The organism is Pseudomonas prosekii (genome assembly GCF_900105155.1).
Classification (GTDB): domain Bacteria; phylum Pseudomonadota; class Gammaproteobacteria; order Pseudomonadales; family Pseudomonadaceae; genus Aquipseudomonas; species Aquipseudomonas prosekii.
Genome location: NZ_LT629762.1, coordinates 3,023,145 through 3,035,676, shown reverse-complemented (window position 1 = coordinate 3,035,676; position 12,532 = coordinate 3,023,145). Strand labels below are relative to the sequence as shown.

At 59.4% G+C, this 12,532-nt stretch carries 14 protein-coding genes; 10 read left to right on the top strand and 4 right to left on the bottom strand.

Annotation, left to right across the window (positions count from 1 at the left end; genetic code table 11):
• The first annotated feature begins 5 nt into the window (after positions 1–5).
• Positions 6–785, top strand: coding sequence for an exodeoxyribonuclease III (locus BLU01_RS13690; RefSeq protein ID WP_007934608.1), 780 nt, complete (start codon positions 6–8; stop codon positions 783–785).
• A 78-nt stretch (positions 786–863) separates the two neighbouring features.
• On the opposite strand, the gene gltS is transcribed toward BLU01_RS13690, so the two are convergent.
• The 3 genes from gltS to rph all read right to left on the bottom strand — a co-directional run bounded on the left by gltS (position 864) and on the right by rph (position 3,582).
• Positions 864–2,072, bottom strand: a complete 1,209-nt coding sequence (gltS, locus tag BLU01_RS13685; protein WP_092276166.1) for a sodium/glutamate symporter — start codon at positions 2,070–2,072, stop codon at positions 864–866.
• Between the two features lie 387 nt (positions 2,073–2,459).
• Positions 2,460–2,828 (bottom strand): DUF4870 domain-containing protein, encoded by a 369-nt coding sequence (locus BLU01_RS13680; protein WP_092276163.1) that lies wholly within the window; start codon positions 2,826–2,828, stop codon positions 2,460–2,462.
• Positions 2,829–2,859: 31 nt separating this feature from the next.
• Positions 2,860–3,582: a ribonuclease PH gene (gene rph, locus BLU01_RS13675; RefSeq protein ID WP_092276160.1), complete on the bottom strand. Its 723-nt coding sequence runs from the start codon at positions 3,580–3,582 to the stop codon at positions 2,860–2,862.
• A gap of 268 nt (positions 3,583–3,850) precedes the next feature.
• Here rph and BLU01_RS13670 point away from each other — a divergent pair, with 268 nt between their 5' ends.
• The 6 genes from BLU01_RS13670 to BLU01_RS13645 all read left to right on the top strand — a co-directional run bounded on the left by BLU01_RS13670 (position 3,851) and on the right by BLU01_RS13645 (position 9,173).
• Complete coding sequence (locus tag BLU01_RS13670; RefSeq protein ID WP_092276157.1) at positions 3,851–4,714, top strand: YicC/YloC family endoribonuclease; 864 nt, start codon at positions 3,851–3,853, stop codon at positions 4,712–4,714.
• A 12-nt stretch (positions 4,715–4,726) separates the two neighbouring features.
• The gene (gmk, locus tag BLU01_RS13665; protein WP_092276154.1) at positions 4,727–5,347 is read left to right on the top strand and encodes a guanylate kinase; all 621 of its coding nucleotides are present in this window, start codon (positions 4,727–4,729) and stop codon (positions 5,345–5,347) included.
• Between the two features lie 178 nt (positions 5,348–5,525).
• Positions 5,526–5,789 carry a DNA-directed RNA polymerase subunit omega gene (gene rpoZ, locus BLU01_RS13660; protein ID WP_007894670.1) on the top strand — a complete coding sequence of 88 codons (264 nt, stop codon included), beginning with the start codon at positions 5,526–5,528 and terminating at the stop codon, positions 5,787–5,789.
• A gap of 60 nt (positions 5,790–5,849) precedes the next feature.
• Positions 5,850–7,955, top strand: coding sequence for a bifunctional GTP diphosphokinase/guanosine-3',5'-bis pyrophosphate 3'-pyrophosphohydrolase (gene spoT / locus BLU01_RS13655; RefSeq protein ID WP_092276150.1), 2,106 nt, complete (start codon positions 5,850–5,852; stop codon positions 7,953–7,955).
• Between the two features lie 24 nt (positions 7,956–7,979).
• Complete coding sequence (locus BLU01_RS13650) at positions 7,980–8,360, top strand: RidA family protein (RefSeq protein WP_025130815.1); 381 nt, start codon at positions 7,980–7,982, stop codon at positions 8,358–8,360.
• A 72-nt stretch (positions 8,361–8,432) separates the two neighbouring features.
• Positions 8,433–9,173, top strand: a complete 741-nt coding sequence (locus tag BLU01_RS13645) for a hypothetical protein (protein ID WP_092276147.1) — start codon at positions 8,433–8,435, stop codon at positions 9,171–9,173.
• A 124-nt stretch (positions 9,174–9,297) separates the two neighbouring features.
• Here BLU01_RS13645 and BLU01_RS13640 read toward each other — a convergent pair whose 3' ends face one another.
• Entirely contained in the window at positions 9,298–10,158 is an 861-nt protein-coding gene (locus BLU01_RS13640) for an SDR family oxidoreductase (protein WP_092276144.1), read from the bottom strand.
• A gap of 188 nt (positions 10,159–10,346) precedes the next feature.
• Between BLU01_RS13640 and exbB the strand changes: the two genes are divergently transcribed.
• The 3 genes from exbB to BLU01_RS13625 are packed head-to-tail and all read left to right on the top strand — an operon-like array spanning position 10,347 to position 12,508.
• Positions 10,347–11,327: a tonB-system energizer ExbB gene (exbB, locus tag BLU01_RS13635; RefSeq protein WP_092281612.1), complete on the top strand. Its 981-nt coding sequence runs from the start codon at positions 10,347–10,349 to the stop codon at positions 11,325–11,327.
• A 6-nt stretch (positions 11,328–11,333) separates the two neighbouring features.
• Complete coding sequence (gene exbD, locus BLU01_RS13630) at positions 11,334–11,762, top strand: TonB system transport protein ExbD (RefSeq protein WP_092276141.1); 429 nt, start codon at positions 11,334–11,336, stop codon at positions 11,760–11,762.
• Entirely contained in the window at positions 11,759–12,508 is a 750-nt protein-coding gene (locus tag BLU01_RS13625; RefSeq protein WP_092276138.1) for an energy transducer TonB family protein, read from the top strand. The genes exbD and BLU01_RS13625 overlap by 4 nt, the downstream gene beginning before the upstream one ends.
• Positions 12,509–12,532: the final 24 nt, after the last annotated feature.

Below are 12,532 nucleotides of genomic sequence, written 5' to 3'. Positions count from 1 at the left end.
CATTTATGCGGATCATCAGTGTGAACGTCAATGGTATTCAGGCTGCAGTGGAGCGAGGTTTGCTCAGTTGGCTGCAAGCACAGAATGCCGACGTCATCTGCCTGCAGGACACCCGCGCCTCCGCCTTTGAACTGGACGATCCAGCCTTCCAACTGGATGGCTACTTCCTTTATGCCTGCGAAGCCGAAGTACCCGCCCAAGGTGGCGTGGCTTTGTATTCGCGGCTGCAACCGAAGGCAGTCATCAGCGGTCTCGGGTTCGAGACGGCCGACCGCTACGGGCGCTACCTGCAAGCCGATTTCGATAAGGTCAGCATCGCGACCTTGCTGCTTCCTTCGGGGCAGAACGGCGATGAAGACTTGAACCAGAAGTTCAAGCTAATGGACGATTTCGCCCGTTATCTGGATAAACAGCGACGCAAACGTCGCGAGTACATTTATTGTGGCTCGCTGTACGTGGCGCAACAGAAGCTGGATATCAAGAACTGGCGCGACAGCCAGCAATCCCCGGGCTTCCTGGCACCTGAACGTGCCTGGATGGACGAGATTGTCGGCAACATGGGTTATGTCGATGCCCTGCGCGAAGTCAGCCGTGAAGGCGACCAGTACAGCTGGTGGCCGGACAACGAACAGGCTGAGATGCTCAACCTGGGCTGGCGTTTCGATTACCAGTTGCTGACCCCAGGCCTGCGCCGCTTTGTCCGCAGCGCGCGCCTGCCACGTCAGCCACGGTTCTCGCAGCACGCACCGTTGATCGTGGACTACGACTGGACGCTGACGATCTAAGCGTCGATTCGCAGAAAAAAAATGCCCGTATCGCGAGATACGGGCATTTTTTATGCGCCAGGCAACACGGCCAAAACTTCAGGCAACGGCAAAAAACGGCAGCGCAAGGTACAACTTGATCACGATGACATTAATGATGTCGATGAAGAACGCCCCCACCATCGGCACCACCAGAAACGCTATCTGCGATGGCCCGTAGCGCTGCGTTACCGCCTGCATGTTAGCGATGGCCGTAGGTGTTGCACCCAGCCCGAAACCGCAGTGCCCCGCCGCCAACACCGCCGCATCGTAGTTACGGCCCATGATTCTGAACGTCACGAAAATTGCAAACAACGCCATGACCAACGCTTGCGCAGCCAGAATGATGAAGATCGGCAGGGCCAGTGCCGCCAGGTCCCACAGTTTCAGCGACATCAAGGCAATCGCCAGAAACAGCGACAGGCTGACGTTACCCAACACGGACACTTCACGCTCGAATACCTGATACAAGCCCAGCGCTGAAAGCCCATTGCGTAAAACCACACCAATGAACAGCACGCACACGAAAGTCGGCAATTCAAGCGCGGTTCCTTGCAGCAAACCATTCAGAAGATTGCCGACCAATAAGCTCACTGCAATCAGCGCGAGGGTTTCGATAAACGAAAATGGCGTGATCGAACGCTCTTTGTTCGGCTGCTCAAAGCCTTTTGGCAAGCGTGGCGCCTCTTGAGTGTGGCAGCCAGGTACTTGAACCCGCTTGATCAGCAGGCGGGCGACCGGGCCGCCAATCAAGCCACCCAACACCAGGCCAAACGTTGCAGAGGCAATCGCCAGCTCGGAGGCAGACGCCAGACCGTACTTCTCACTGAACACCGTCCCCCACGCAGCGCCTGTACCATGACCGCCCGACAACGTAATCGAACCGGTCAGCAGCCCCATCAGCGGATCGAGCCCGAGCATGGTTGCGAGGCCAATGCCCATTGCGTTCTGGACGATCAGAAGTCCGGCCACTGCCAGCAGGAAAACGCCTACTACGCGACCGCCCTTCTTCAGGCTGGCGAAGTCGGCACTCAAGCCGATCGTGGCAAAAAAAGCCAACATCAACGGCGTCTGCAACGAAGTATCGAAACGGACTTCAATATCAAACGTTCGTGACACCAGCAGAGCCAGGGCAACCACCAAACCGCCAGCAACGGGTTCGGGAATATTGTAATTACGCAGGCAAGCCACGCGCGTAACAAGTCCGCGCCCCAGCAAAAGCACTAAGGAAGCGGCCACCAGCGTTCCATAAAAGTCGAGCTGAATCATTGGAATTGTTCTTGGCTATATATTCATAGGCGAACTTTTTACCCGCGCACGCCTGATGAATCGGCTGAGTATCTCAACACTGATTGGCTGAAATTCAAGGACCTTCGTTGGCTTGAATATGTCGATATATTTCTAAGTAAATATAACGTGGGGCAACTCTAACAATCGCAAAGTCTGATTGCCAAGAAAGCAGCTAACTTAGAGGCATTGAAGTTGTGACTTAAGATGTAAGAGTCATATTTTATTAAAGAATGCGCGCGTGGTTATCACAGATATCGCGCGCCCTCTATATCAAATCTGTTAATTGAATTATAAAAATACAAATGCCCTGACAAGTCAGGGCATTTGGTTACAAGCGGCAATCTGAGCGCGGGGCTGATTGGGTCGTTACTTGATCAACCGCAAAGTGAACGGATACCGATAAGGCACACCTTCATTGGCTTTTACGCCAGCGATGATCGTCAGTACCAGACCTGCGATGGCGATCAGACCCAGCAGGAAAAACCCGATGACCACCAATATCAAAAAGAACGAGATGGTCGCGGCGATGGCAACGGTGATCTGAAAATTCAGCGCTTCCTTGCCCTGCGCATCAATGAACGGGTCACTTTCGCGCTTCATCTGCCAGAGGATCAGCGGGCCGATCAACGTACCAAATGGAATCCAGATCCCCAACAAGGCGGACAAGTGACAAAACATCGCCCACTGCCGAGCCTCTTGGCTCGGGGTAGGAAGTAACTCTTGCCCATCACTCATAACATCCTCCTTGGTGTGAAAAACGACTCGATCAGTCAGCCAATGCAGCTTTTTGCAGTTCGAAAATCTCGTTCATGCCTTTCTTGGCCAATTCCAGCATGGCGTTCAGGTCTTCCGGCTGGAACGGCGCGCCTTCAGCGGTGCCCTGGACTTCGATGAAGCCGCCAGTGCTGGTCATTACCACGTTCAGGTCAGTCTCGGCAGCCGAGTCTTCCAGGTAATCGAGGTCAAGCACAGCCTCGCCCTGGTACATGCCGACCGAAACGGCTGCGATCATTTGCTTGAGCGGGTCGCCACCTTTCAGGCCGCCGCGCTTCTTGATCACTTTCAACGCATCGACCAGTGCAACCATGGCGCCGGTGATGGAGGCAGTGCGGGTGCCGCCGTCAGCCTGGATCACGTCGCAATCGACGTACAGGGTGACGTCGCCGAGCTTCGACATGTCCAGCGCAGCGCGCAGCGAACGGCCGATCAGGCGCTGGATTTCCAAGGTACGGCCGCCTTGCTTGCCGCGGCTCGCTTCACGCTGGTTACGCTCGCCAGTGGCACGCGGCAGCATGCCGTATTCAGCGGTCAACCAGCCTTGGCCCTGACCTTTGAGGAAACGTGGCACGCCGTTTTCGACGCTGACGGTGCAGATGACTTTGGTGTCACCGAATTCGACCAGCACAGAACCCTCGGCGTGTTTGGTGTAGTTGCGGGTAATGCGGATCGAGCGGAGCTGATCGGCAACGCGACCACTTGGACGTTTCATAGGGAATACCTGTACTGGGGACGGAAAACTGCCGAGCATTATAGAGCCGCGAGCCGCGAGTGGGCACGCCTAAAAAATCCAGCCGACGGCTGAAGCCCGCGAAATTGCCTTAACCGACGGCCTGCAGCCCTTTGTCACAGGGTGTGTTTGGGCGCATCCGCCGCACTGCGCTACAATCCTGCGCCTTTGCTGCCAGTCGGCTCACATTCATTGATATCGGGTTCGCGAAGCCAAGGTTTCGCGCCAGCCTGCATTGCGAGGTACCTCCATGGTGCACAGCATGACCGCCTTCGCCCGCGTCGAATCCGCCGGCGTCCAAGGCACCCTGAGCTGGGAGCTGCGCTCGGTCAACAGCCGCTACCTGGAACCGCATCTGCGTCTGCCGGAATCCTTTCGCGACCTCGAAGGCGCCGTTCGCGAAGCGCTGCGCCAAGGGTTGTCGCGCGGCAAACTGGAATGCACCTTGCGCTTCACCGAGGAAAGCACCGGCAAAACCCTGCAAGTGGACCGCGAACGCGCCGCGCAGCTGGTCGCCGCCGCTGAAACAATTGCCGACCTGATCAAGAACCCGGCCGCGCTGAACCCGCTGGAAGTGCTCGCCTGGCCCGGCGTGCTGGTGGGCGACGCGGCGGACCCGCAAGCCTTGAACGCCGAGGCACTGGCGCTGTTCACCCAGGGCCTGAAGGAATTGAAGGCTGGCCGCGAGCGCGAAGGCGCGGAGCTGGCCCGGCTGATCAATGACCGCCTGACCTCTATTGAAGAAGACGTCGTGACCCTGCGCGGGCTGGTCCCGCAAATGCTCGCCACCCAGCGCCAGAAAGTCCTCGACCGCTTTGCCGACATGAAAGCCGAGATGGACCCGCAACGCCTGGAACAGGAAATGGTCATGCTCGCGCAAAAGAGCGACGTCGCCGAAGAACTGGATCGCCTGAGCACTCACATCATCGAAGTTCGCCGGGTGCTCAAGTCCGGCGGGGCCGCCGGTCGGCGCCTCGACTTCCTGATGCAGGAACTCAACCGCGAAGCCAACACACTGGGCTCCAAAGCCTTCGACCCGCGCAGCACCACGGCGGCGGTCAACCTCAAAGTGTTGATCGAGCAGATGCGCGAACAAGTGCAGAATATTGAGTAAGGCAACCCCGACATGACCCACAGCACCGGCACCCTTTACATCATTTCCGCCCCATCGGGCGCGGGCAAGAGCAGCCTGGTCAAGGCCTTGACCGACGCTGACCAAGAGATTCGCGTCTCGGTTTCGCACACCACCCGCGCCATGCGCCCCGGTGAAGTGAACGGCGTGAACTATCACTTCGTCACGCGTGAAGCGTTTGTGAAGATGGGCGAACACGGCGATTTCCTCGAGCGCGCTGAAGTCTTCGGCAACCTCTATGGCACCTCGCAAAGTCACCTCCAGCAGACGCTGGACGCGGGCCACGACCTGATCCTGGAAATCGACTGGCAGGGCGCCGAGCAAGTGCGCAAGTTGATGCCGCAAGCGCGCTCGATCTTCATTTTGCCGCCATCGCTGGAAGCGTTGCACCAGCGCCTGACCAATCGTGGCCAGGACAGCGACGAAATCATCGACGGGCGGATGCGTGAAGCGGTCAGCGAGATGAGCCACTACGTCGACTACGACTACCTGATCATCAACGACAATTTCGCCCACGCACTGCGCGACCTGCAGGCGATTTTCCGTGCCAATCAGCTGCATCAAAAGCGTCAGCAGCAGCGCAACGGAAAACTTTTGGCCGAATTGCTTGGCTGATGAGCGCTTAATCAGCTCTTCCCAAAACCGCTGCAAGGGCTTTACATTGGCACTTGCAGCGCGTTGAAGGGCTTGGTCAAAAAATCAGCGCTTCCCTAAACGCTGGTGATTTTTTAAACTGTCGAGTCCGCTCGCCCAACCGGGCAGCGCGCATATTGCATTCGCTCCGAGGAATACCATGGCCCGCGTAACTGTTGAAGACTGCCTGAACCACGTGGAAAACCGTTTTGAGCTGGTCATGCTGTCCACCAAACGTGCCCGTCAACTGGCCACCGGCGGCAAAGAGCCACTGGTTCAGTGGGAAAACGACAAGCCTACCGTTGTAGCGCTGCGTGAAATCGCTGAAGGCCTGATGAGCTATGAGTTCATCGCCAATGCTGAAATCGTCGAAGACGAACCGCTGTTCGCAGCGTTCGAGGACGAGTCCAACGAGGCCGTCTAAGCCTATGCCTGGTCGACGTAGCACGGCGTGGGGTCACAGCCAACGGCAGGAGTTAATACTTTGCCGAGCATAGACGCCCTCGCCGATCGCTTATCGACCTACCTCGGCAAGGACCAGGTCAACCTGGTCCGCCGAGCGTATTTCTACGCCGAACAAGCCCACGACGGCCAACGCCGCCGCAGCGGTGAGGCGTACGTCACGCACCCTCTTGCGGTGGCGAATATTCTTGCCGACATGCACATGGACCATCAGAGTTTGATGGCCGCGATGCTGCATGACGTGATCGAAGACACCGGGATTGCCAAAGAAGCGCTGCAAGCGCAGTTCGGCGAAACCGTGGCCGAACTGGTCGACGGGGTCAGCAAACTGACCCAGATGAACTTCGAGACCAAAGCCGAAGCCCAGGCCGAAAACTTCCAGAAAATGGCCATGGCCATGGCGCGCGACATTCGCGTGATCCTGGTCAAGCTCGCCGACCGCCTGCACAACATGCGCACGCTGGAAGTACTGTCCGGCGAAAAACGCCGACGCATCGCCAAGGAAACCCTGGAAATCTATGCGCCCATCGCCAACCGGCTGGGCATGCACGCCATCCGCATAGAATTCGAAGACCTCGGTTTCAAAGCCATGCACCCGATGCGTTCCGCGCGGATCAACCAGGCCGTCAAGCGCGCCCGGGGCAACCGCAAGGAAATCGTCAACAAGATCGAAGAATCCCTGAGCCACTGCCTGGCGATTGATGAAATCCAGGGCGAAGTCAGCGGACGCCAGAAACACCTCTACGGCATCTACAAGAAAATGCGCGGCAAGCGTCGGGCCTTCAACGAGATCATGGACGTCTACGCGTTCCGGATCATCGTCGACAAGGTCGACACCTGCTACCGCGTACTGGGCGCTGTACATAATTTGTACAAACCGTTGCCGGGGCGTTTCAAGGATTACATCGCGATCCCCAAGGCCAACGGCTATCAGTCGCTGCACACCACGCTGTTCGGCATGCACGGCGTACCGATCGAAATCCAGATCCGCACCCGTGAAATGGAAGAGATGGCCAACAACGGCATCGCCGCCCATTGGCTGTACAAATCCAGCGGCGACGAGCAGCCCAAAGGCACTCACGCCCGCGCCCGCCAGTGGGTCAAAGGCGTGCTGGAAATGCAGCAACGTGCCGGCAACTCGCTGGAATTCATCGAAAGCGTGAAGATCGACCTGTTCCCGGACGAGGTATACGTGTTCACGCCCAAGGGCCGGATCATGGAGCTGCCCAAAGGCTCCACGGCAGTCGACTTTGCCTACGCGGTGCACACCGACGTCGGCAACAGCTGCATTGCCTGCCGGATCAACCGCCGTCTCGCGCCGCTGTCCGAACCGCTGCAAAGCGGCTCCACGGTCGAGATCGTCAGCGCCCCCGGCGCGCGGCCAAACCCGGCGTGGCTCAACTTCGTGGTCACCGGCAAGGCGCGCACGCACATCCGCCATGCGCTGAAACTGCAACGCCGCTCAGAGTCCATCAGCCTCGGCGAACGTCTGTTGAACAAGGTGCTCAACGGCTTCGACAGCAGCCTGGAAAAAATCGCCGCCGAGCGGGTCAAGGCAATGCTCGCCGAGTACCGCCTCGAACTGATCGAAGACTTGCTCGAAGACATCGGCCTGGGCAATCGCATGGCGTACGTGGTCGCGCGCCGACTGCTGGGCGAAGGCGAACAGTTGCCGAGCCCGGAAGGTCCGCTGGCGATTCGCGGCACCGAAGGCCTGGTGCTGAGCTACGCCAAGTGCTGCACGCCGATCCCGGGCGACCCGATTGTCGGCCATCTGTCGGCGGGCAAAGGCATGGTCGTGCACCTGGACAACTGCCGCAACATCAGCGAAATCAGGCACAACCCGGAAAAATGCATCCAGCTCTCGTGGGCCAAGGATGTTACCGGCGAATTCAACGTCGAACTGCGCGTCGAGCTGGAACACCAGCGCGGCCTGATCGCTCTGCTGGCCAGCAGCGTCAACGCGGCCGACGGCAATATCGAAAAAATCAGCATGGACGAACGCGATGGTCGCATCAGCGTGGTCCAACTGGTGGTCAGCGTGCACGACCGTGTGCACCTGGCTCGTGTGATCAAGAAACTGCGCGCCTTGACCGGGGTGATCCGCATCACCCGCATGCGTGCGTAGCCCACCCATTACAAGGAGTCATTCATGACCAAAACAGTTATCACCAGCGACAAGGCCCCGGCCGCCATCGGTACTTATTCCCAGGCGATCAAGGCTGGCAATACCGTTTACATGTCGGGTCAAATTCCGCTGGACCCAAAAACCATGGAACTGGTTGAAGGCTTCGAAGCCCAGACCGTCCAGGTGTTCGAGAACCTCAAGTCCGTGGCTGAAGCCGCCGGTGGTTCGTTCAAGGACATCGTCAAACTGAACATCTTCCTTACCGACCTGAGCCACTTCGCCAAGGTCAACGAGATCATGGGCAAGTACTTTGAACAGCCCTACCCTGCCCGCGCCGCCATCGGCGTTGCCGCTCTGCCAAAGGGTTCGCAGGTAGAAATGGACGCCATTCTGGTCATCGAGTAATACATCCGGCGCAGCCCTCACAGGCTGCGCCGGCTGATCTTTTGTAAGAAAGGTTTTTGAAAGGATTCCAACATGCGCAAAGCGCTTGCCCTCTCCTTGTTCGCCGTTTTCCTCGGCGGCTGCGCCAGCGATCCTGCCGACCGCGACATCAGCGGCACCTGGATCAACCAGGTCGCCATCGATGCTGCCGCTCAGGGCGGTCCGCTGCGTGAAGCGCTGCAGGCTTACGGCCCGAACCTGGAATGGGACGTCAACACCAAGGCCAATCAGGCCCGCTACACCAACGGTTTTGAAAACGTCGAAGGCAAGCTGCTGGCCGACGAGTCCGGCGCATGGAAGGTCGACTTCTATGGCAGTTCCGCCAGCGAACTGCGCCGCGACGGCAAGCAACTGAGCCAGGTCGCCAGCGACAACGAACCGGCGCAGGTTTTCGACCGCGCAGTGATTCAAGTGCCGGACGGCGCGCCGATTGGCGCCAGTTTCGAACGGGCGCTGTACACCGCTTACATGGGCGGCAGCTGGAAAGTCATCAGCGGCCCGGGCGAAGGCAACACCGTGCAATTTCAGGCGGATGGCCAAGTCACCGGCCTGACCGGGGCGGACCGTTATGCGTTATGTCTGGCCGGCGATTGCGCGTCGATGAGCGGCGGCAATGACAGCATGTGGCTGCAACTCAACGGCCAGGGCAACACGTGGGTGTTTGCGCGCAAGGGCAAGGAACTGGAGATTTTCCAGACCGTGAACGCCTCGATGGCTGATGAAATGCCGTCGTTCACGCCGGGTGATCGCAAGTGGTTGCTGGAGAAGCAGTAACAGCGAAATCGTTGTAGGAGCGAGGCTTGCCCGCGAAAGCTTCATAAATGCCGACGTAGATGTTGGATGTTATGACGCCTTCGCGGGCAAGCCTCGCTCCTACAATGCTTCGGGGGTTTGGAAGTCAGCAGCGGCCCTCGAGAATTGCCGCATAACCTTCGCGGTAGGTTGGGTATTGCGGCACCCAGCCCAACGCCTTCGCCCGAGCATTGCTGCAGCGCTTGCTCCCCGCCCGACGCACGCTCGCGTCCTCGGCCCATTCGGTCACGCCCAGATACTCGCGCAACCAGCCAACCACTTCGGCCAGGGGCGCTGGCGCATCGTCGACGCCTATATAGACGTCATCCAGCGCCACACCGCGCTCATTCGCTTCAAGCAGATACGCCATCAACCCCGCCGCGTCATCGGCGTGAATGCGGTTGCCGTACAGTGGCGGATCAAGCGCCACGCGATAACCGCGACGAACCTGAGTCAGCAGCCACTCGCGGCCCGGCCCGTAAATACCCGTCAGCCGCACAATGCTCGCGGGGATGCCGCTGTCGAGCGCCACTTGCTCGGCTTCGAGCATCAACCGCCCGGAATAACCGCTACCGGCGACGGTCGGCGAGGTCTCATCGACCCATTCACCTTCCTGCTGGCCGTAGACGCTGCTGCTCGAAACGAACAACAGGCGTTTTGGCACTTGGCCGTAATCGCCCAGCCACTCCAGCACGTGCTGCAAACCCTCGACGTAAGCGGCGCGATAACCCGCCTCATCGTGATCGGTCGCGGCCGCGCAATACACCAGGTAATCCACCGCGCCGATCGGCCAGGTGTCCGGGCAGTCCTTATTGAACAGGTCACCGGCAACGCCGATCACCCCTTCGGGCAGCCGCGAGATATTCCGGCGCAAGCCATGAACCTCCCAGCCTGAAACCAGTAATTGCTTAGCCAGACGGCTGCCAACATCACCGCAGCCGGCGATCAAAACAGAAGGCGCGGACATCAGAAAACTCCTCCGGGAAAGGTACAGACTAGCTTCCGCACAGGACGAGCGGCTAGCAATGAAGGAAAAAAAGATACTCTATTACTTTTGTTAACAAGAATTACTTGCAATAATGCCCGCCACTTTTGTTCTCGGCCTTCGAGGCCTGGAAGAACATTTACCGTCTTTTTTTCTCAGGTCCGGCCAGCATGACACGCAATCAATTCCCCGCTTCGCCTACCAAACGACCTCGCGCCTGGAGCGCTGTGGCCGCTCTGTTGCTCAGCCTGATGATCGCACCGGTCGCCGCTTTTGCTGATGCGCAAGCGCCAGCCGCTCCGGCCGCCGCTGCTACTGAAGCTGCGCCGGCACCTGCCCCAGCCGCGCCAGTCGCCGCGCCTGCTGCTGCCGACCCGGCCCCGGCCATCGATGCTTCCGTTGCAGATGCTCCGGAAGTGCTCGAACCGGACAACACCCTGGGCATGGCCCACGACCTGTCGCCATGGGGCATGTACCAGAACGCCGATATCATCGTCAAAATCGTGATGATTGGCCTGGCCATCGCTTCGATCATTACCTGGACCATCTGGATCGCCAAAGGCTTCGAGCTGATGGGCGCCAAGCGTCGTCTGCGTAACGAAATCGTCCACCTGAAAAAAGCCACCACCCTTAAAGAAGCCAGCGCTTCGGCGACCAAGCAAGGCACCCTCGCCAATCTGCTGGTCCACGACGCGCTGGAAGAAATGCGCCTGTCGGCCAACAGCCGCGAAAAAGAAGGCATCAAGGAACGTGTGAGCTTCCGTCTCGAGCGCCTCGTCGCCGCGTGCGGTCGCAACATGAGCAACGGCACCGGCGTGCTCGCCACCATCGGTTCCACCGCGCCGTTCGTGGGCCTGTTCGGTACCGTGTGGGGCATCATGAACAGCTTCATCGGCATCGCCAAAACCCAGACCACCAACCTCGCCGTCGTCGCTCCGGGTATCGCCGAAGCCTTGCTGGCTACCGCGCTGGGCCTGGTTGCAGCGATTCCGGCCGTGGTCATCTACAACGTCTTCGCCCGCTCCATCGCCGGTTACAAGGCGCAGGTGTCGGACGCCTCTGCTGAAGTCCTGTTGCTGGTCAGCCGTGATCTCGATCACCTGCCGACCGCTGAGCGCTCCCCGCAGCCCCACGTGGTCAAAGTAGGGTAATCAGCCATGGGCTTGCATTTGAAAGAAGGTGCGGACGACGATCTGCACGAGAACCACGAAATCAACGTCACGCCGTTTATCGACGTGATGCTGGTGCTGTTGATCATCTTCATGGTGGCCGCGCCGTTGGCCACCGTGGACATCAAGGTCGACTTGCCTGCCTCCAGCGCCAAACCGGCGCCACGGCCAGAGAAACCGGTGTTCCTCAGCGTCAAGGCTGACCAGCGCCTGTTCCTCGGTGAAGACGAAGTGAAGGTCGAAACCCTCGGCGCCACACTCGACGCCCGGACCCAGGGCAAGAAAGACACGACGATCTTCTTCCAGGCCGATAAAGGCGTGGATTACGGCGACCTGATGAGCGTGATGGACAGCCTGCGCTCGGCCGGTTACCTGAAGGTCGGTCTGGTCGGGCTTGAGACGGCAGTCAAGAAATGATCACGACGCGCCATAAGCTGACGCGTTACAGCGGGAGCCTGGCCGTGGTGCTCGGCGTGCATGCGCTGGCCATCGCGCTGGCGGTGAACTGGACCGCGCGCCCGCCGATCGAGCTGCCACCGCAGGCGATGATGGTCGAGTTGGCGCCGGTTCCGGCCCCGCCACCGCCCGCCCCGCCGAAGGTGATCACGCCGCCGCAGCCACCGGCTCCGGTGGAAGAACTGCCGATCCCGAAACTGGCGGAAGTGCCGAAAGCCGAGATCGCTGTGCCGAAACCGGTCAAACCCAAGCCAAAGCCTAAACCGCCGAAGCCTGTGGAGAAAAAACCGGAGCCGCCGAAGGAGAAACCGTCCGAGGAAAAACCGAGCGACGCGCAACCGACTCAGGCACCGACCGAGAAATCCGCGCAGCCAGCGCCGGGCCCATCGCCTGCGCAACAGGCCGCCAAGGCCAGTTGGCAAGGCACCCTGCTCGCTCACTTGGCCAAGTACAAAAAGTACCCGGCCAGTGCGCAATCGCGGGGCAAAGAAGGGCTGAACCGCCTGCGCTTTGTGGTCGATGCTGAAGGCAATGTGTTGTCGTACGAACTGGTCGGCCGGTCCGGTAACGCCGATCTGGACCGCGCGACGCTGGAAATGATCAAACGCGCCCAGCCACTGCCCAAGCCACCGGCGGACATGCTGAACAATGGCTCGATTGAAATCGTTGCGCCGTTTGTTTACTCCCTGGAAAAACGCCGGCGTTAAGCCGAACCCCCAACGTGTGGCGAG